Origin of the sequence: uncultured Selenomonas sp., from assembly GCF_963528755.1 — a bacterium.
Taxonomy (GTDB): Bacteria; Bacillota; Negativicutes; order Selenomonadales; family Selenomonadaceae; genus Selenomonas.
Genome location: NZ_CAURXA010000001.1, coordinates 65,430 through 84,641 on the forward strand (window position 1 = coordinate 65,430; position 19,212 = coordinate 84,641).

Here is a 19,212-nt window from a genome sequence, read left to right on the forward strand (position 1 = left end):
GCCGATGGCAGAAGTTATCGTTATCACCTCAGGCAAGGGCGGAGTCGGCAAGACGACGACCACAGCGAATATTGGCGTGGGACTCGCGAAGCGCGGCAAGAAGGTCGTGCTCATCGACACCGATACGGGGCTCAGGAATCTCGATTTGCTCCTAGGACTCGAACGCCGCATCGTCTATACACTCGTCGACGTCATCCAGAAGCGCACAACGTACAAGCGGGCGCTCGTGCGCCACAAGAAGTATGAGACGCTCTTCTTGATGCCGACGTCACAGGTCGCGGACAAGTCGGCGATCGAACCCGAGCAGATGAAGGAACTCATCACTGAGATGAAGGGAGAGTTCGACTACATCCTCGTCGACTGCCCGGCGGGCATCGAGCAGGGCTTCCAGACGGCGGTCATCGCAGCGGATTGGGCGATCGTCGTCACGATGCCCGAGATCGCCGCCGTGCGCGACGCCGACAAGATCATCGGCAGACTGCAGAACGACGGCAAGGAGATCAAGCTCGTCGTCAACCGCATTCGCTCGCAGATGGTCAAGGACGGCACGATGCTCGACATGGATGCGATCAATGACATCCTGTCCCTGCCGTGCATCGGACAGATTCCCGACGATGAGAAGGTCATCGATTCGGCGAACCGCGGCGAGCCGGTCATTGACAATGCGAACTCGCTCGCGGGCAAGGCATATGCCAATGTTGTCTCGCGCATCATGGGCGAGGACGTGCCCTTCCTCGAGGCACCGAACGAGAGCTTTCTGCAGCGGCTCAAGAACATGATCCTCGGAAGGGGGAAGCGTGATGATTGAAGCTTTGCTCAAGATTTTCGGCAAGTCTGGCAAGTCGTCGCGCGAGATCGCCCATGATCGTCTGAAGGTCGTTCTGATTCATGATCGCTTGAGCGTTTCACCCGAGGTCATGGACAAGATCAAGACCGACATCATCCACGTCATTTCCAACTATGTGGAGATCAATCAGAAGGACATGGAGATTTCGCTCGCCAACGACCAAGATTCCGTCGCGCTCATCGCGAACATTCCCGTGAGCCGAATGAAGCCCAAGGAAAGTAACAGACGCTAGGAGGAGCAGGGGAAAATGAACAAGCGTTGGCTCAGGCGCATGGACTTCACGTTGATCGGTGCGACGGCGGCGATCATCGTCATGAGCCTCATCGTCATCGGCAGCGCCACGCACATCAATACGGCGGGCGGCGATCACTACTGGTTCGTGCAGAAGCAGGGCGTATTCGTCGTCTTGAACGTGCTCTTCGCCATATTCCTCATGAACTTTGACTACAAGGCACTGCAGAACTATGGCAAGAATCTCTACATCTTCAATGCCGTCATGCTTCTCCTCGTCATGATCATCGGACAGACGGCGCTCGGCGCACAGCGATGGATTCAGCTCGGCCCCATCACTCTGCAGCCGTCGGAGTTTTCGAAGATCATTATGATCATCGCGCTCGCCGCCATGCTGGAGGATCGCGTGGGAAAACTCAATACCGTAAGCGACATCCTGCCCGTCGTCGGCTATGTGGCGCTGCCGTTCTTCCTCGTCCTCAAGCAGCCCGATCTCGGCACGTCGCTCGTTTTCATCGCCATTCTCTTGGGCATGATGTTCGTCGCGGGCGTGAACCTTCGTATACTTGCAGCAGGGTTTGCGGCGGGCATAGCGGCGTCGCCCCTCCTCTGGCTCTTTTTGAAGGATTACCAGAAGATGCGCCTCAAGGTTTTTCTCGATCCGAGCGTCGACCCGCTTGGCTCGGGTTATCACATCATTCAGTCGAAAATCGCTATCGGCTCGGGGCTGATCTTCGGCAAGGGGCTTTTCGGCGGTACGCAGAGTCAGCTGAACTTCCTGCCTGAGAACCACACGGATTTTATCTTCGCCGTTGTCGGTGAGGAACTGGGCTTCGTCGGTGCGTCGGCGCTGCTCCTTTTGTACCTTGTCGTGCTCTGGCGCGGCGTGAAGATCGCGCGTGACGCGAGCGACACTTTCGGTCGGCTGCTCGCCGTCGGCATCACCTCGATGCTCGCCTTTCATGTGCTCGTCAACGTCGGCATGACGACGGGCATCATGCCCGTCACGGGCATACCGCTGCCGCTCATGAGCTACGGCGTCAGTTCGCTGACGACGAACTTAATCGCGATCACGATCTTGCTCAACATCCACATGCGCAAGGCAAAATTTGTATTCTGAGAGAGGAATTATTCCAGGGAGGATTTATGGTCAAGTTGGAACAGGAGATGCTTCAGGCTGTCGAGAAACCCGCACGCTATACGGGCGGTGAATGGAACGCGCAGCCGAAGGCCTCCGCCGCCGTCCTTTGCCGCATCGCGCTCGCGATGGCGGACGTCTATGAGGTCGGCATGTCAAACCTCGGGCTGAAGATTCTCTATGAGATTTTGAACCGCCGCGATGACATCGCGGCGGAACGTGTTTATGCGCCCTGGCTCGATATGGAAGAGGAAATGCGCCGCCGCGGCATCCCGCTCTTTTCGCTCGAAACCTTCCAGGAGGTTTCTTCCTTCGACATCCTTGGCTTCTCGCTGCAGTACGAACTTCTCATCACGAACACGCTCAACATGCTTGACCTCGCAGGGCTGCCGCTCCATGCGGCGGAGCGCACGGACGAGCAGCCCTTCGTCATCGGCGGCGGCCCTTGCGTATACAATACGGAGCCGATCGCCGACTTCTTCGACTTCTTCGTGCTCGGCGACGGCGAGGAAATCGTCGTCGAGGTGTGCGACGCCTTGATTGCCTGGAAGAAGGAGGGTCGCCTGGACGGCAGGCGCGGTTTCCTGCGCCGCGCTGCGCGGATTCCGGGAATTTATGTGCCGTCCTTTTACGCGCCCGAGTACGATGCGCGGGGCATGTTCACGGGGCTTCGCGTCCTCGATGAGGCGGCTTCGCCGCAAATCTATCGGCGCGTCGTCAAGGATCTCGATGCCGCGCCCTTTTTGGAAAAGCCCGTCGTGCCGTACCTCGGCATCGTGCACGACCGCCTCATGCTGGAGCTTTTCCGCGGCTGCACACGCGGCTGCCGCTTCTGTCAGGCGGGCATGGCATACCGCCCCGTGCGCGAGCGCCGTCCCGAGACGCTCGAATCTCTGGCGCGCACGCTCTTCGATTCGACGGGCTACAACGAGATGTCCTTGACGTCGCTCTCGTCCGCCGACTACTCGTGCCTCTCGCCGCTCGTCGACGGGCTTCTTGCCGGCACTCAGGGTGAGCGCGTGAGCTTTTCCCTGCCGTCTTTGCGCATCGACAGCTTCTCCGTCGACATCGCCGAGCGATTGCAGCAGGTGCGAAAGAGCGGCCTGACGTTTGCGCCCGAAGCGGGTACGCAGCGTCTGCGCGACGTCATCAACAAGAACGTGACGGAAGACGACTTGCTGCACTCGGTGCGCACGGCGTTCGAGCAGGGCTGGAAGGCGGTCAAGCTCTACTTCATGATGGGGCTGCCGACCGAGACGGACGAGGACATCGTCGGCATCGCAGAACTCGCGCAGAAAGTTGTCGACTGCTACAAGGAAGTCAAGGGGAAGCGCGGCGTCAAGGTCACGGTGTCCGTCTCGTGCTTCGTGCCCAAGGCGTACACGCCGTTCCAGTGGTTTGCGCAGGTGCCGCAGGAAGAATTCGAGCGCAGGCAGCGGCTCTTGAAGGAGAGCATACGCGACCGCGCGATTTCGTTCCATTACCATGACGCACGCGCGAGTGTCCTTGAAGGAGCGCTGTCACGCGGCGATCGCAGGCTCTCCGCCGTCATCGAGACGGCGTGGCGAAACGGCGCGAAGTTCGACGGCTGGACGGATCAGTTCAAAGACGAAGTCTGGAAGGACGCCTTTCGCCGCTGCGGCGTTGCGCCCGAGTTCTACAGCCAGCGCACGCGCGATCTGGAAGAAGTCCTGCCGTGGGCGCACACGAGTCCCGGCGTGTCTGAGGACTTTTTGCGCCGCGAGTGGCAGCGTGCAGAGGAGGCGGCGCTCACGCATGACTGCCGGCGCGAAACGTGTACGGGCTGCGGCGTCTGTCCCGAGCTTGGCTGCGACGTCGTCGATTGGAGGGGAGAAGCATGAAACTGCGCGCACTCTTGACGAAGGGCGAGGAGATCCGCTTCATCTCCCATCTCGATTACGCTGCGCTCATCGAGCGGGCGATCCGCCGCGCCAAATTGCCCGTTGCCTATTCGGAGGGGTTCAACCCGCACATGAAGTTCTCGTTCGCCTCGGCGCTCGCCGTGGGTGTGACGAGCGAGGCGGAGGTCATGGACGTGGAGCTTTCGCGCCCCGTCGCGCAGCCCGAGGCGTGGGACAGACTCGCCGCCGCCCTGCCGCCGGGCGTTCGCCTCGGTCGCCTCGTCCCGTACGAGGGCAAGGCGAAGTCGCTGATGGCAGCGGTCGACCGCGCCGAGTACCGCGTGCGCGTGCCCTATGCGGGCACAGAGGAGGAGGCGCGGCGCAGCGTCGCCGCCTTCTTCGCCGCGTCCGAGGTCATCTATCGGCGCGTCCTGCCGAAGAAGACGCGCGAGGTCGAAGTGAAAGCGTACCTGAAGGAAATCCGCGTCGAAAAAGAGGGCGGCCGCCTTCTGCTCTTCCTCGCCATCGCCGTCACGCCTGAGGGCAGTCTGAAGCCTGGCGAGGCGATCGGGCTTCTGGCGCACGACTTCGGTCTCGCCGTCGAGCCGAGGGAGGCCGAGATCTGCCGCACGGCGCTCCTTTCGGGCGGCAAAGACCTTTTCACCTTGATCGAATCGTAAGACCGATACTCATCGATGGAGTTGATGTGATGAAAACCATTCTTGTAAACTGCGCCCCCGAAGAGACGCGCATGGCGATCGTGGAAAGCGACGAGCTTCTGGCAGTCGAGGTAGAGCGCGAGTCGCAGTCGCATCTCGTCGGCAACATCTACAAGGGACAGGTGCAGAACGTCCTGCCGGGCATGCAGGCGGCTTTCGTCGACATTGGCTGGGAGAAGAACGCCTTCCTCTACATCGGCGACGGCGTGCCGCACGGGGGCGCACAGAAAACGACGCCCGCCGCACGCATCCATATCGGCCAGCGGCTTCCCGTACAAATCACGAAGGACGCCATCGGCACGAAGGGTCCGCGTGCGACAATGCACCTGTCGATTCCGGGCAGGAACGTCGTGCTCATGCCGACGGCCGCCTACATCGGCATCTCGCGGCGCATCGAGGGCGAGGCTGAGCGCATGCGGCTTCGGGAGATCGCCGCGCGCATCTGCCCGGCGGGCATGGGACTCATCATTCGCACGGCGGCGCACGGGCAGACGGAGGAGAGTTTCCAGGAGGACGTCGACCGCCTCGTGCGCCTCTGGCAGACGCTAGAGGCGAAGAACAAGATGGCGAAGGCGCCGGCGCTCCTCTACCGCGACGCCGACCTCATCGTGCGCCTCGTGCGCGACTCCTTCACAGAAGAGATTGATGCGCTCTACATCGACGATGCTGACGCCTGCCGCCGCGTGAAGGAACTCGTCGAATCCATCTCGCCTGAGCTTACACAAAGAGTCCATCTCTACGAGGAACGCGAGCCGCTCTTCCGCCGCTACGGCGTGGAGGAAGAAATCGAGCGCCTCGGCGAGCGCGAGGTCGTGCTTCCCTCGGGCGGCTCGATCGTCATCGACAAGACGGAGGCGCTGACCGCCATCGACGTGAACACGGGGCGCTACGTCGGCAAGGCAAACCTCGGCGACACGGTCTACCGCACGAACCTCGAAGCGGCGGCAGAAATTTTGAAGCAGATCCGCCTCAGGGACATCGGCGGCATCATCCTCGTCGACTTCATCGACATGGACACGGACGAGCAGAAGGAAAAGCTCCTCACCTTCCTGCGCGACCGCGTGCGTTTCGACCGCACGAAGACGAATATCGTCGACATCACGGCGCTCGGCCTCATCGAGATCACGCGCAAGAAGTCGCGGCAAAACTTGGAGAGCATCATCTACAGCCCGTGCCCTTACTGTCACGGCCGAGGCAGGGTCGAATCGCCCGAGACGATCGCCATCCGAATCTGCCGCGACATCCGCCGATTAGAGAGCAAGGCGCACGCGGGCGCCTATGAGATCGAAGTAGCGAGCCGCATCGCACGCGCCGTGGAAACCGCCGAGCCGCTCGCGCACCTCGCCGCCGAACTCGCACTTTGCCTGACCGTCGTCGCTAAGGACGTCATGGCGCTCGAAAGCTACACGATCTTGCCCAAGGAAGAGTGATTTTCCCACTTGCTTTTCCGCCTCATCTATGCTAAAATTTTTCACGGTGTCTATATAACGCACGCGCACTGATGTCTGCCCTGTGCTCCTTTGGGAGTGGTGCAGAGGATGAGGGGCGCGGAGGAAAAAACAGGAGGTGCACCAATTATGGCAGTAGTTTCTATGAAACAACTTTTGGAGGCCGGTGTCCATTTCGGACATCAGACCCGCCGTTGGAACCCGAAGATGGCGAAGTACATCTTCACGGAGAGGAACGGCATCTACATTATTGATTTGCAGAAGACCGTGCGCAAGGTTGACGAGGCGTACAACTTCCTTCGCAGCTTGGCGGAAGAGGGCAAGAGCGTTCTCTTCGTCGGTACGAAGAAGCAGGCGCAGGACGCCGTGAAGGAAGAGGCGACGAAGGCTGAGATGTTCTATGTCAACGAGCGTTGGCTCGGCGGCATGCTGACGAACTATCAGACGATCCAGAAGCGCATCCGTCGCTTGAAGGATCTTGAGCGCATGGAAGAGGACGGAACGTTTGACGTTCTGACGAAGAAGGAAGTCCTGCAGCTGCGTCACGAGATGACGAAGCTGGAGAAGTTCCTCGGCGGCATCAAGGAGATGAACCGTCTGCCGGGCGCTCTCTTCGTCGTTGATCCGCGCAAGGAGCGCATCGCCGTCGCTGAGGCGAGAAAACTCAACATCCCCATCGTCGCAATCGTTGACACGAACTGCGATCCCGATGAGATCGACTATGTGATTCCGGGCAACGACGACGCGATCCGTGCCGTCCGCCTTTTGACGAGCGCGATGGCGAGCGCCATCGTCGAGGGTCGTCAGGGTCAGGCCGGTGCAGGCGAGGAGGCGCAAGATGGCAAAGATTGACGCAAAGATGGTCAAGGAGCTGCGCGAGCGTACGGGCGCAGGCATGATGGACTGCAAGAAGGCGCTGACGGAGACCGACGGCGACATGGACAAGGCGATCGACTACCTGCGCGAGAAGGGCATTGCGAAGGCTGAGAAGAAGGCCGGCCGCATCGCTTCTGAAGGCGTCGTCGCAGCTTATGTCGCGGACGATGCGAAGGTTGCGGCGCTCGTCGAGATCAACTGCGAGACGGACTTCGTCGCCGTTACGGAGAAGTTCCATGCGCTTTGCGATAAGATCGCCAAGCACATCGCAGAGACGAATCCTACTGACCTGGATGCCTTGAATGCGAGCACACTTGAAGGCAAGACGGTGGCAGAAATCGTCACGGAAGCTGTCGCGAGCATCGGTGAGAAGATTTCACTGCGCCGTTTCGAGCGCTATGAGAACGCTTCGGGCCGCATTGCAAGCTACATCCACATGGGCGGCAAGATCGGCGTGCTCGTTGACCTTTCGGGCGGCACGGCGGAGATCGGCAAGGACGTCGCCATGCACATCGCAGCGTCTGCACCGACGGCAATCGACCGTTCGGGCGTGAAGGCGGAAGACCTTGAGCACGAGAAGGAAGTTCTGCGCGCGCAGGCTCTTGAAGAGGGCAAGCCTGAGAAGATCGTGGAGCGCATGGTCGAGGGCCGCATCAACAAGTTCTATCAGGAAGTTTGCCTGCTGGAGCAGCCCTTCGTCAAGGATCCGGACAAGAAAGTTCAGGAGGTTCTCGGCGATGTCAAGGTCGAGCGCTTCGTTCGTTTCGAGCTGGGCGAAGGTCTTGAGAAGAAGTCGGAAGACTTCGCAGCTGAGGTCGCTGCTCAGATCAAGGGCTAAGAGATTGGAAATAAGAAAAGCTGCTGCATGGCGATGGATGAAAAATGTTTCTATGCGGCAGCTTTTTTCCTGCCATTTTCAGGAAGGTGTCGTACAAATACACAACACCTTAGGAAGCTCTAACGGCAGGACGGTTTTCTGAAAAGTGAAGAGGATTATTTCCAGCTTCGTCGAATAGGGAAGAGAAGCAACGAGATGGGAAGATACTTCTGCAAGGGGGACGTTCATTTTGGATATTGCCAGTTACAAGCGTGTCGTTTTGAAACTCAGCGGTGAATCTCTCGCAGGAGATCAGGGCTTCGGCATCGACCTGCCGACCGTCGACGCCATTGCGGCCGAGGTCAAGAAGGTGCGCGAGCACGGCATTGACGTCGCCGTCGTCGTCGGCGGCGGCAATATCTGGCGCGGCCTTGCGGGAAGCGACAAGGGCATGGATCGGGCGCAGGCGGACTACATGGGAATGCTCGCGACCGTCATGAACTCGCTCGCCTTGCAAAGTTCTTTGGAGAACATCGATGTCGATACGCGCGTGCAGAGCGCCATCGAGATGCGTCAGATCGCCGAGCCGTACATTCGCCGCAAGGCTGTGCGCCACCTCGAAAAGGGACGTGTCGTGATCCTGGCGGCAGGCACGGGAAATCCGTATTTCTCGACCGACACGACGGCGGCTCTTCGCGCTGCTGAAATCGAGGCGGACGTCATCCTCATGGCGAAAAAGGGTGTCGATGGCGTCTACGATTCTGACCCGCGCAAGAATCCTGCGGCAAAGAAGTTCAGCCGCCTCGCGTACATGGAGGTCCTGAATCGTGGCCTCGCTGTCATGGACTCGACGGCGACGAGCCTCTGCATGGACAACAAGATTCCCATCGTCGTATTCAATATTGATAGGCATGAGAATATCCTCAAGGCTGCGGTCGGCGAGGATATCGGCACGATTGTAGGGGGAGAGGAAGCATGATCAAGGATATTTTCCATGCGCAGGAAGAGCGCATGAAGAAGACGCTCGAAGCGCTGCGCCGCGATTTCGGCTCGCTGCGCGCTGGACGCGCAACCCCTGCGCTCCTCGATCGCGTGATGGTCGACTACTACGGACAGCCCACGCCTGTGAGCCAGGTCGCGGCAATTGCTGTGCCCGAGCCGCGCATGCTCATGATCACGCCTTGGGAGAAGACGATTCTGCACGACATCGAGAAGGCGATCATGAAGTCCGATCTCGGACTCACGCCAAACTCCGACGGTACAGCGGTACGGCTTTCCATTCCGCAGCTCACGCAGGAGCGCCGTACGGAACTCGTGAAGTCGCTGAACAAGAAGACGGAGGATGCGAAGGTCGCGATCCGCAACATCCGCCGCGATGCGAACGAGCAGATGAAGAAGCTCGAAAAGGCGAAGGAAATCACCGAGGACGACGCGAAGAAGGGCCAGGATGACATGCAGAAGCTTGTCGACAAGTACATCAAGGCCGTGGAAGATGCGCGCGTCGTCAAGGAAAAGGAAATCATGGAAGTCTGATGGAAGAAGTCGATGTTTTGGGCATTCCCTGGCAGGAGGCGAAAGAGCGCCTTGAGGCGCTCGGAATCCTCTGTGATGTGGAGTGGACACATCCCACACGAGATTTTTTTCCGATAGATGAGCAGTCTCCCTATGTCGTGCGGCAGAGGCGAGACGGCGATAAGATAAAGCTCGTGCTTGCGGCACGGCTGCGAAAGGAGGTGTCCTGTCATGGCTTACAAGATTAGCGAAGAGTGCATTTCGTGCGGCTCGTGCGCTGGTACCTGTCCCGTCGAGGCGATCTCGGAGGGTGAGTCCCAGTATGTGATCGACCCGGAGAAGTGCATTGAATGCGGTGCGTGCGCGGAGGGCTGTCCCGTCTCCGCAATTTCCGCACCCTGATGCGCAGAAATGCATGAAAAAACCGCTGCCAGGCAGCGGTTTTTTTGTGCGCTTTCGAGGGAGCGATTCCTCAACCTTCGCTTTCAGAGAGCTTTTTCTCGAAGCGATCCTTGGTTGTATTCTTTGGGATGCTCGTCGGATAGTCGCCGCTGAAGCAGGCGTCGCAGCATGGGATGTTGCCGGCGAGTGCGGGCAGCGATTCGATCGGCAGATAGCCGAGGGTGTCGGCGCCGACGATCTTCGTGATTTCCTCAAGCGTGTGGTGCGCGGCGACGAGGTGATCGGCAGAGTCGATATCCGTGCCGTAATAGCAGGGATGGAGGAACGGCGGTGCGGAGATGCGCAGGTGAATTTCCTTCGCTCCCGCCTTGCGGATGAGGTCTGTGATGCGCTTGCTCGTCGTGCCGCGCACGATGGAGTCGTCGATGAGTACAACCCTTTTCCCGTAGACGGTTTCGGCGATGGGGTTGAGCTTGATGCGCACCTTGTCGACGCGGTTTTCCTGCCCGGGCGCGATGAAGGTGCGGCCGATGTACTTGTTCTTGATGAGCCCGATGCCGTAGGGGATGCCTGAGGCACGGCTGTAGCCGAGTGCCGCGTCGAGTCCCGAGTCGGGTACGCCGATGACGACGTCGGCGTCGATGGGATGCTTGGCGGCGAGAATCTCGCCGGCGCGCGTCCTTGCTGCATGGATGGAGACGCCGTCGATGATAGAGTCGGGACGCGCGAAGTAAATATACTCAAAGACGCACGATTTTCGCGGCTTCGTATGACAGTGTTCCAAGCGGCTCGTCATGCCGTTCTTCGTGAAGACGAGGATCTCGCCGGGCAGGAGGTCGCGCTCGAATTCGGCGCCGACGGCGCTCAGAGCACAGCTCTCAGAAGCGACAACCCAGGTGCCGTCGGGCATCTTGCCGTAGCAAAGCGGACGGAAGCCCTGCGGGTCACGCACGGCGACGAGCTTGGCGCTCGACATCAGACACAGTGAATAAGCGCCCTCCAGGCGGTTCATCGTCTGACTGACCGCGTCTTCGATGGAGGGAGTCTTGAGCCGTGCCTGCGTGATGAGGTAGGCGATGATCTCTGTGTCGATCGTCGTGTGGAAGATTGCGCCCGCGAGTTCGAGCTTGTCGCGCAGGACATCGGCGTTGCTGAGGTTGCCGTTGTGTGCGAGCGCCAGCTTTCCCTTCTGGTGGTTGATGGCGAGCGGCTGACAGTTGCGGCGGCTCGTCGCTCCCGTCGTGCCGTATCGTACATGGCCGACGGCCATCGTGCCCTCGGGGAAGTGAGAGAGGACTTCGCGCGAAAAGACGTCGTTGACGAGTCCGAGATCCTTGTGCGAGGAAAAGACGCCGTCGTCGTTCACGGTGATGCCGCAGCTCTCCTGGCCGCGGTGCTGCAGCGCGTAGAGTCCGTAATACGCCATCGCGGCGACGTTCGCCGGCTCGGGGGAAAATGCGCCGAATACGCCGCATTCTTCATGTATGCTCATTCCTGTGCCTCCTGCTTGGGGGAAACTTCTTTTTCCCCTACATCGTACACCATGAGAAAAGTCATGTCAATGGAACGACTGTATACAAAATACGCAGAAGGATGTGTACGGCTGGCAGCGGATTAAAATTTCTCGCGAGGCACAATAAATGATTCTGAGGGAAGGATTTCAAAAGGTGCATGTCGAAAAAGAAAAAAGCTAGGCTATGTCTGATGGATTGGCTTTTCCTGCAAACGGGTGGGCATACGTCCGGCAGGTTCCTATTTTAGGAGAAAGACTGCACGAAGCAGCATATCCATGAATTTAGAGCAAGGGAGATCATTGGCATGAAAAACAAGCTGCACCATACTTTGACGAGGGCGGTGCTCTTGGGGCTTCTCGCGAGCACGGCGGCGGCGCCGGTGTATGCCGCGTCTTCGCTGTCAAAGCCCGGGCAGGACATCGAAAGGACGCTGCCTGGGGCAGAGGCGGGCGTCGAGAACAACATGAAGAAGAACACGGCGACGAACGAAGTGAAGTTCCTCGTAAAGAACATCCAGCTCGACGTCGAAGATGAGATCAAGTTCAACAATGCCGAGATTCGCGACATTCTCTTAGCGCGCATCGGCAAGGAGACGACGCTTGCGGGGCTCAACGACCTGCAGGATCAGATCACGGCGTACTGCCGCAGCCACGGCTATCCGGCTGCTGCCGCCTACCTTCCCGCGCAGGAGTCCGAGGACGGGAATGTCATCATCAAGGTCATTCCTGGCCGTTACGGTGACGTGAAGCTCGACAACAAGAGCCGGTTCAAGGATGCGGCGGCGCAGGGTTTCCTTGCAGGGCTAAAGAAGGGCGAGATCATCCGCACGAAGGATCTTGAGACGGCGCTTTACACGATCAGCGACTTCAGCGGAGCGCGCGCCGTCGGCACGCTCAGTGCAGGAAAATCGTTTGGAACGAGCGACGTGACTGTGCACATCGAGGATGGCAAACCGTCCTCGACCATCGTCTACGCCGAGAACTATGGCAGCGAGTCTACAGGACGCTACCGCTACGGCGCACAGCATTCGATCTATAACGTCGACGGCATGGGATCGAAGGTCAATGTCGGCGCCTTGATTTCCAACAAGTCGCTGCACAATTACTATGTGAACTACGAAGCACTTGTAGGGCACGGCGGCACGTCGCTCGGCATCGGCTACAGCCGCATGGACTATGAGGTCAGCGGACCGCTGAAACGTCTGGGAGCGCACGGTACGGCGGATACGATCAGCATCTATGGCAGCCGTCCAGTATACCATACGTCGGATGAAAAGCTCGCTCTTACCTACGGCTACGATTATCGCAGCCTCAAGGATGATATGGACGCTTTCGGCGGCATGGCGGACAGCAAGAAGCATTCGCACGATATCCATGCCGGCGTAGAAGGCTTTTGGCGTGACCGCAAGAGCGGCCTTTCGCTGAACTACAATTTCGTGCTGACAGCAGGCAACGTTACGGCGGATTCGTGGTATGCAAAGAAACTGGCGAAAAGTGCGGGAACAGACGGTGGCTTCACGAAGGTGGAAGCCAAGGTCACGGCTGTGCAGTCGCTTGGCAAACAGACGGATGTCATGGTAAAACTGTCAGGTCAGGCGGCATCGAAGAATCTCGATAGTTCCGAACAGATGTATTTGGGCGGTGCTAATGCCGTACGCGCCTATCCGCAGGGCACAGGCACGGGGGATAAAGGGATACTCGGCACGATTGAGTTCCGTTACTACACCAATGTGCCAGGGCTTGTCGCGAGTACCTACCTCGACGCAGGCCGCAGTTCGTTTGACGGCAGCACGACGACGCTGAAAGGGTGGGGTGTCGGTCTCGCCTACAATGCGCCCGACTGGTTCGCGCGCATCGACTATGCACGTCGCATCGGCTTGGGTCGATCAACCAATGAAACCATATCGGCGGATCGCGGACGCTTCTGGTTTCTTGCGGGCAAGATCTGGTAATGGCGAAAAATACATAAGGCAGGCTGCCGTACGAAGCAAGAACGGGCTTCGTGCGGCAGCCTTTTTGTATGGGCGGCTCTCGCGGGACATGTGCAAGGTTATTCTGATAGAGGCACGATTCTTCTGATTTGTGCAAAGAGAAGATAAAATAATAAAAGGGCTTCAACTTCCGCCGCCTTTCCTATATAATAGGGGGAAGCAGCAAACGGAGGAAAATACTTTATGGAGAATGTGATTCGCATACAGGGCGCGCGCGCCCATAATCTGAAGAATATCAACGTGGAGATTCCGCGCGACAAGCTTGTCGTCGTCACGGGGCTTTCGGGATCGGGCAAGTCTTCGCTCGCTTTTGATACGATTTATGCTGAGGGACAGAGGCGCTATGTGGAGTCGCTGTCGTCCTATGCAAGGCAGTTCCTCGGTCAGATGGACAAGCCCGATGTTGACAATATCGAGGGACTTTCGCCGGCGATTTCCATCGACCAGAAGACGACGAGCCGCAACCCGCGCTCGACCGTCGGCACGGTGACGGAGATTTACGATTACATGCGATTGATGTTCGCGCGCGCCGGCCGCCCACATTGTCCGAAGTGCGGCAAGCCCATCGCGCAGCAGACGGTCGATCAGATGATGGACAAGCTTGAGGCTCTGCCCGAGCGCACGAAGCTCCTGATCATGGCACAGATCGTTCGCGGCAAGAAAGGCGAGCACAAGAAGATTCTCGACCACATCCGCCGCGAAGGCTATGTGCGCGTGCGCATCGACGGCGAGGTCGTCGACCTCGGTGAAGAGATTCACCTCGACAAGGCGAAAAAGCATACGATCGAAGTCGTCGTCGACCGCCTCGTCGTTCGCGAGGGCATGGAGCAGCGTCTGGCTGATTCCTTGGAGACAGCTTTGAAGATGGGAGAGGGCGTCGTCTACGTGCAGATCGTCGACGGCGAACTTTTGATGTTCAGCGAGAACTTCGCGTGCGTCGACTGCGGCATTAGCCTGCCTGAAATCACGCCGCGCATGTTCTCGTTCAACAGCCCTTACGGAGCATGTCCGACGTGCAGTGGCCTCGGCAGCAACATGGAGTTCGATCTGGAGCTCGTCGTACCCGACGATTCGCTGTCGCTTGCCGAGGGAGTATTCGCGCCGCTTTCCAAGAACCTCAACACATACGCGAACTGCCAGATGGAGGCCGTTCTCAAGCATTACGGCTATACGGTTGATACGCCGTTTCGCGACTTGGACAAGAAGGTGCAGGAGCTTCTTCTCTATGGCACGGGCGAGGAGAAGTTCGAATTCGGCTACGAGAACATGTTCGGCGAGTACAAGCTGCATCATTCGGCCTTCGAGGGCGTTATGCCGATGCTTACGCGGCGCTACCGCGAGACGGACACGGATGCGATGCGCGAGGACTACGAGAACTATATGACGATCACGCCATGCCCTGCGTGCCATGGAGCGCGTCTTCGTCCTGAGGTGCTTTCCGTCAAGGTTGGCGGCAAGAACATCGCCGAGGTCACGGCGCTGACGATCCGCGAGTGCGACGAATTTTTCTCAGGGCTTTCGCTTTCGGAGCGCGAGGCGAAGATCGCCGCGCAGATCTTGAAGGAGATCCACGCGCGTCTCGGCTTTCTCTTGAACGTCGGGCTTGATTATCTGACGCTCTCGCGTGCGGCGGGGACGCTCTCGGGGGGCGAGGCGCAACGCATACGGCTTGCGACGCAGATCGGCTCGGGACTCATGGGCGTGCTCTACATCCTCGATGAGCCGAGCATTGGACTTCATCAGCGCGACAACAACCGCCTCTTGGCGGCGCTGCAGCATCTCCGCGATCTCGGCAACACGCTCATCGTCGTCGAGCATGACGAGGATACGATGTATGCCGCCGACCATATCATCGACATCGGTCCCGGCGCAGGAGCGCATGGCGGGCGTGTCGTTGCCGAGGGCACGGCAGAAGAGATCAAGAAGGTCGCCGCTTCCGTCACGGGACAGTATCTCGCGCGGAAGAAGTTCATCCCCGTGCCGAGCCGCCGCCGGACGGGCACGGGCAATTTCATCGAGATCGTCGGCGCGGCGGCGAACAATCTCAAGAACCTGCGCGTGAAGTTCCCGCTCGGGGAACTGATCCTCGTCACGGGCGTTTCCGGCTCGGGCAAGTCGACGCTCGTCAACGAGATCCTCTACAAGGGCGTCGCCTCAAGGCTCTACCATGCGAAGGGGAAGCCCGGCAAGCACAAGAAGATTCTGGGACTGGAGCACGTCGACAAGATCATCGACATTGACCAGCAGCCGATCGGACGAACGCCGCGCTCGAATCCTGCGACGTACACGGGCGTATTCGATGCCATTCGCCAGCTTTTCAGTCAGACGACGGAGGCGAAGATGCGCGGCTACAAACCCGGGCGCTTCAGCTTCAACGTCAAGGGCGGCCGCTGCGAGGCGTGCCGCGGCGACGGCATCATCAAGATTGAGATGCACTTCTTGCCCGACGTCTATGTGCCGTGCGAGGTCTGCAAGGGAGCGCGATACAACCGCGAGACGCTTGAGGTGCGCTACAAGGGAAAGACGATCGCCGACGTGCTCGCCATGACGGTTGACGAAGCTGTGGAGTTCTTCAAGAATATCCCGCGCATCGAAACGAAGCTCAAGGTCATTCAGGATGTCGGTCTTGGCTACATCAAGCTCGGGCAGAGTGCGACGACGCTCTCGGGCGGCGAGGCGCAGCGCGTGAAGCTCGCGACGGAATTGGCGCGCCGCTCGACGGGGCGCACGCTCTACATCCTCGACGAGCCGACGACAGGGCTTCACACCGCCGATATCGCGAAGCTCCTCGGTATCCTGCACCGCCTCGTGGACGGCGGTGACACGGTCGTTGTCATCGAGCACAACCTCGATGTCATCAAGACGGCCGACCACATCATCGATCTCGGCCCTGAGGGCGGTTCGGGCGGCGGCACGATCGTTGCCGAAGGCCGTCCCGAGGACATCGTGAAGGTCAAGGCCTCGTACACGGGAAAGTTCCTGAAGCCCTTGTTGGAAGAGAATTTTGAGAGGAATGCGAAATGAACCGATTGAAGAAGAAGGATCTTTTGACTCTGGGCTTCATGATGTTCTCCGTCTTTTTCGGGGCGGGAAACCTCATCTTCCCGCCTGCGCTGGGACAGGCGGCGGGGACGAACACGCTGCCCGCCATGCTCGGCTTCATGACGACGGGCGTCGGTCTGCCGCTTTTGGGCATCATGGCGATCGCGCTCGCGGGCGGCGAGTATGTGCAGCTTCTGAAGAGGCGCACGTTCCCCTGGTTTGCAACGGCGCTTCTCATCATCCTCTACCTTATCATAGGACCGTTGTTCGCCATGCCGAGGACGGGCGCCGTCTCGTTTGAGATCGGCATTCGTCCCTTCGTTGGTGCGGGCGATGTCACGCTTCCGCAGGCTGTCTACACGGCACTTTTCTTTGGTGCATCGTACTACTTATCGCTCAATCCGAACAAGCTCATCGACCGCGTGGGCAAGATGCTCACGCCTGCGCTGCTCGTCGTTCTCGTGATTCTCTTTTTGCGTACCTTCTGGTCGCCGATGGGCGCAGTGCTCGATCCGACGGGCGTTTACCTGGAATCGCCCTATGCGCAGGGATTCCAGGACGGCTATCAGACGATGGATCTCCTCGCGACCATCGCCATCGGCGCACTCGTCGTCAATGCCGTGCGCTATCGCGGCGTGACCGACACGCGCACCATCGGCAAGGCGTGCCTCACAGCCGGCCTCATCACCGTATTCCTCATGGCCTGCGTTTACGGCTCCTTGGCCTATCTCGGAGCGACGAGCGTGACGGCTCTCGGACACTCGGAGAACGGCGGACAGCTCCTCGCCGAAGCCGTGCGCATCTTCTTCGGCGCGGCGGGCAACGTGCTCCTCGCGCTCATCATCATCCTCGCGTGCATCACGACGTGCTGCGGCATCACGTCGAGCGCCGCGATGTTCTTCCACAAGCTCTTCAAAAAGAAGGTTTCCTACGAGCGTCTGCTGCTCTTCTCCACGATCTTCAGCTTCGGCGCGTCGAACATCGGCCTCACGCAGATCATTGCGCTCGCCGTGCCGTTCCTCGTGGCAATCTATCCTCTCGTCATCGTCTTCGTCATCCTCTCGCTCTTTGACCGCTTCATTGGCTGGCGAAAGAGCATCTACCAGGGTGCTGTCCTCGTCACATTCGCCTTCTCGCTGACGGATGCGATGCACGCCGCAGGTTTTGGCTCTGCCGCCCTCTATGAAATGCTTGCCGCGCATGTTCCGTTCTACGGCGTCATGATGGGGTGGGTCTGCCCGGCGGTCGCCGGAGCGGTCTTGGGATTCATCATCTCGCTCGGGCAGAAAGCGCCAGCGCCGAAGGAAGCGTAGTGAGCGCATGCGGGATGCCGCCGTACATGAAAAGAACCCGACGGATGACCGTCGGGTTCTTTTCATGTGCGGTTTTCACGCGTAATACATGCTCGCGTTGATGGAAGCGGCAAGATCGAGCTTGTCCTTGAGCTTGAGCTTTTTCGGCTCGTTCTCGTAGTGGGTGATGCGGCGCTTGATGAACTGCGTGTCGATATTGCCCGTGCGGAAGTAGCTGTCCTCAAGAATTTTCTGGTGCAGGGCGATCGTTGTCTTGACGCCTTCGATGCGGAATTCGCTCAGGGCACGTTCCATGATCTTGATGGCATCGCCGCGCGTTCTGCCGTGCACGATGACCTTGGCGATGAGGGAATCGTACCACGGCTCGATTGTCAGTCCCGTCGTCACGCCGCTGTCGAAGCGTACGCGCGGACCGCTCGGCTCGTGCATGAAGGTGATGAGACCGGGAGACGGCAGGAAGTTGTTGTCGGGATCTTCGGCGTTGATGCGGCACTCGATGGCGTGACCGCGGATCTTGATATTCTTCTGCATGAGCCCCAGAGGCTCACCGTCGGCGATCTGGATCTGGCGGCGCACGATGTCGACGCCTGTGACGGCTTCCGTGATGGCGTGCTCGACCTGGACGCGCGGATTGATCTCCATGAAGTAGAACTTGTTGTCGGCGAGGTCGAGGAGGAATTCCACCGTGCCGGCATTCGAGTAGTGGACGCTCTTCGCCGCCTTGATGGCAAGGCGGCCGATCTCGCGGCGCATCTCTTCCGTCAGGGCGACGGAAGGCGACTCTTCGAGGAGCTTCTGATTGCGGCGCTGCAGCGAGCATTCGCGCTCGCCGAGGAAGAGCACCGTGCCGTAATTGTCGGCGAGGATCTGCGCCTCGATGTGGCGCGAATGCTCGATATAGTGTTCGAAGTAGTGGACGACTTTCTTGAGATCGACGAGATGCAGGATGTTCTTGAGATCCTCTTCGGAATGTGCGACGAACATGCCCTTGCCGCCGCCGCCTGATACAGGCTTCAAGATGACAGGGTAACCAACTTCCGCAGCAGCCTTCAAGGCCATCTCGTTGCTTTCGAGAGGTGCGCTGCCCTTTGACATCGGAATGCCGGACGGCGCCATGGCAGCGCGCGCTGCATCCTTATCGCCGACGAGGCGCAGGGTCTCGGGCATGGGGCCGATCCAGACGATGCCGGCCTTCGTGACCATCTCGGCGAAGTCGGCATCTTCGGACAGGAAGCCGTAGCCTGGGTGGATGGCGTCGGACTTCGTCTGAATTGCTGCCTCAAGGACGGCTTCCTTGTTGAGGTAGCTTTCTGTCGCATCGGCGGGGCCAACGCGGTAGGTGAGGTCGGCGAGCTGAACGTGCAGGGCGTTCTTGTCGGCGTCAGAGTAGATGGCGACCGCCTCGACGCCGAGCTCTTGACAGGCACGGATGACGCGAACGGCGATTTCGCCGCGATTGGCGATGAGGATTCTCTTGAACATGATGTAGCCTCCTGATTCG

At 59.3% G+C, this 19,212-nt stretch carries 16 protein-coding genes; 14 read left to right on the forward strand and 2 right to left on the reverse strand.

What is annotated here, in order from left to right; all coding sequences use genetic code 11:
• Nucleotides 1–4: 4 nt before the first annotated feature.
• The 11 genes from minD (at nucleotide 5) to RWS31_RS00385 (ending at nucleotide 9,852) form a co-directional block, all read left to right on the forward strand.
• A complete protein-coding gene (minD, locus tag RWS31_RS00335) occupies nucleotides 5–808 on the forward strand; it encodes a septum site-determining protein MinD (protein WP_265071068.1) in 804 nt (267 codons plus the stop codon).
• Entirely contained in the window at nucleotides 801–1,079 is a 279-nt protein-coding gene (gene minE / locus RWS31_RS00340) for a cell division topological specificity factor MinE (RefSeq protein WP_314595202.1), read from the forward strand. The genes minD and minE overlap by 8 nt, the downstream gene beginning before the upstream one ends.
• A gap of 15 nt (nucleotides 1,080–1,094) precedes the next feature.
• On the forward strand, nucleotides 1,095–2,198 hold the full coding sequence (gene rodA, locus RWS31_RS00345) for a rod shape-determining protein RodA (protein WP_314595204.1): 1,104 nt from the start codon (nucleotides 1,095–1,097) through the stop codon (nucleotides 2,196–2,198).
• Between the two features lie 26 nt (nucleotides 2,199–2,224).
• Nucleotides 2,225–4,078 carry a TIGR03960 family B12-binding radical SAM protein gene (locus tag RWS31_RS00350; RefSeq protein ID WP_314595205.1) on the forward strand — a complete coding sequence of 618 codons (1,854 nt, stop codon included), beginning with the start codon at nucleotides 2,225–2,227 and terminating at the stop codon, nucleotides 4,076–4,078.
• On the forward strand, nucleotides 4,075–4,758 hold the full coding sequence (locus RWS31_RS00355; RefSeq protein WP_314595207.1) for a TIGR03936 family radical SAM-associated protein: 684 nt from the start codon (nucleotides 4,075–4,077) through the stop codon (nucleotides 4,756–4,758). Before RWS31_RS00350 ends, RWS31_RS00355 begins: the two co-directional genes overlap by 4 nt.
• A 29-nt stretch (nucleotides 4,759–4,787) precedes the next feature.
• Nucleotides 4,788–6,227 carry an Rne/Rng family ribonuclease gene (locus RWS31_RS00360; RefSeq protein WP_314595208.1) on the forward strand — a complete coding sequence of 480 codons (1,440 nt, stop codon included), beginning with the start codon at nucleotides 4,788–4,790 and terminating at the stop codon, nucleotides 6,225–6,227.
• Nucleotides 6,228–6,374: 147 nt separating this feature from the next.
• The gene (gene rpsB / locus RWS31_RS00365; RefSeq protein WP_264918533.1) at nucleotides 6,375–7,097 is read left to right on the forward strand and encodes a 30S ribosomal protein S2; all 723 of its coding nucleotides are present in this window, start codon (nucleotides 6,375–6,377) and stop codon (nucleotides 7,095–7,097) included.
• Nucleotides 7,084–7,959: a translation elongation factor Ts gene (gene tsf, locus RWS31_RS00370; protein ID WP_314595210.1), complete on the forward strand. Its 876-nt coding sequence runs from the start codon at nucleotides 7,084–7,086 to the stop codon at nucleotides 7,957–7,959. Before rpsB ends, tsf begins: the two co-directional genes overlap by 14 nt.
• 229 nt (nucleotides 7,960–8,188) lie before the next feature.
• Nucleotides 8,189–8,917, forward strand: a complete 729-nt coding sequence (pyrH, locus tag RWS31_RS00375) for a UMP kinase (protein WP_314595211.1) — start codon at nucleotides 8,189–8,191, stop codon at nucleotides 8,915–8,917.
• Nucleotides 8,914–9,471, forward strand: a complete 558-nt coding sequence (frr, locus tag RWS31_RS00380; protein ID WP_294175627.1) for a ribosome recycling factor — start codon at nucleotides 8,914–8,916, stop codon at nucleotides 9,469–9,471. The genes pyrH and frr overlap by 4 nt, the downstream gene beginning before the upstream one ends.
• A 210-nt stretch (nucleotides 9,472–9,681) precedes the next feature.
• A complete protein-coding gene (locus tag RWS31_RS00385) occupies nucleotides 9,682–9,852 on the forward strand; it encodes a DUF362 domain-containing protein (protein WP_009646785.1) in 171 nt (56 codons plus the stop codon).
• Between the two features lie 70 nt (nucleotides 9,853–9,922).
• On the opposite strand, the gene purF is transcribed toward RWS31_RS00385, so the two are convergent.
• Complete coding sequence (gene purF, locus RWS31_RS00390) at nucleotides 9,923–11,344, reverse strand: amidophosphoribosyltransferase (RefSeq protein ID WP_314595213.1); 1,422 nt, start codon at nucleotides 11,342–11,344, stop codon at nucleotides 9,923–9,925.
• A gap of 326 nt (nucleotides 11,345–11,670) precedes the next feature.
• Between purF and RWS31_RS00395 the strand changes: the two genes are divergently transcribed.
• The 3 genes from RWS31_RS00395 (at nucleotide 11,671) to brnQ (ending at nucleotide 17,711) form a co-directional block, all read left to right on the forward strand.
• Nucleotides 11,671–13,317, forward strand: a complete 1,647-nt coding sequence (locus RWS31_RS00395; protein WP_314595216.1) for a ShlB/FhaC/HecB family hemolysin secretion/activation protein — start codon at nucleotides 11,671–11,673, stop codon at nucleotides 13,315–13,317.
• A gap of 222 nt (nucleotides 13,318–13,539) precedes the next feature.
• Nucleotides 13,540–16,380 (forward strand): excinuclease ABC subunit UvrA, encoded by a 2,841-nt coding sequence (gene uvrA, locus RWS31_RS00400; protein WP_314595218.1) that lies wholly within the window; start codon nucleotides 13,540–13,542, stop codon nucleotides 16,378–16,380.
• Nucleotides 16,377–17,711: a branched-chain amino acid transport system II carrier protein gene (brnQ, locus tag RWS31_RS00405; protein WP_314595220.1), complete on the forward strand. Its 1,335-nt coding sequence runs from the start codon at nucleotides 16,377–16,379 to the stop codon at nucleotides 17,709–17,711. Before uvrA ends, brnQ begins: the two co-directional genes overlap by 4 nt.
• A 75-nt stretch (nucleotides 17,712–17,786) precedes the next feature.
• On the opposite strand, the gene RWS31_RS00410 is transcribed toward brnQ, so the two are convergent.
• Entirely contained in the window at nucleotides 17,787–19,193 is a 1,407-nt protein-coding gene (locus tag RWS31_RS00410) for an acetyl/propionyl/methylcrotonyl-CoA carboxylase subunit alpha (protein WP_009645236.1), read from the reverse strand.
• Nucleotides 19,194–19,212 lie beyond the last annotated feature (19 nt).

Coding starts and splice junctions, on each gene's coding strand:
- RWS31_RS00410 (WP_009645236.1), bottom strand. CDS start 19,193: ATGTTCAAGAGAATCCTCATCGCCAATCGCGGCGAAATCGCCGTTCGC.
- RWS31_RS00360 (WP_314595208.1), top strand. CDS start 4,788: ATGAAAACCATTCTTGTAAACTGCGCCCCCGAAGAGACGCGCATGGCG.
- minD (WP_265071068.1), top strand. CDS start 5: ATGGCAGAAGTTATCGTTATCACCTCAGGCAAGGGCGGAGTCGGCAAG.
- rpsB (WP_264918533.1), top strand. CDS start 6,375: ATGGCAGTAGTTTCTATGAAACAACTTTTGGAGGCCGGTGTCCATTTC.
- brnQ (WP_314595220.1), top strand. CDS start 16,377: ATGAACCGATTGAAGAAGAAGGATCTTTTGACTCTGGGCTTCATGATG.
- uvrA (WP_314595218.1), top strand. CDS start 13,540: ATGGAGAATGTGATTCGCATACAGGGCGCGCGCGCCCATAATCTGAAG.
- RWS31_RS00355 (WP_314595207.1), top strand. CDS start 4,075: ATGAAACTGCGCGCACTCTTGACGAAGGGCGAGGAGATCCGCTTCATC.
- tsf (WP_314595210.1), top strand. CDS start 7,084: ATGGCAAAGATTGACGCAAAGATGGTCAAGGAGCTGCGCGAGCGTACG.
- frr (WP_294175627.1), top strand. CDS start 8,914: ATGATCAAGGATATTTTCCATGCGCAGGAAGAGCGCATGAAGAAGACG.
- purF (WP_314595213.1), bottom strand. CDS start 11,344: ATGAGCATACATGAAGAATGCGGCGTATTCGGCGCATTTTCCCCCGAG.
- rodA (WP_314595204.1), top strand. CDS start 1,095: ATGAACAAGCGTTGGCTCAGGCGCATGGACTTCACGTTGATCGGTGCG.
- RWS31_RS00385 (WP_009646785.1), top strand. CDS start 9,682: ATGGCTTACAAGATTAGCGAAGAGTGCATTTCGTGCGGCTCGTGCGCT.
- RWS31_RS00395 (WP_314595216.1), top strand. CDS start 11,671: ATGAAAAACAAGCTGCACCATACTTTGACGAGGGCGGTGCTCTTGGGG.
- minE (WP_314595202.1), top strand. CDS start 801: ATGATTGAAGCTTTGCTCAAGATTTTCGGCAAGTCTGGCAAGTCGTCG.
- RWS31_RS00350 (WP_314595205.1), top strand. CDS start 2,225: ATGGTCAAGTTGGAACAGGAGATGCTTCAGGCTGTCGAGAAACCCGCA.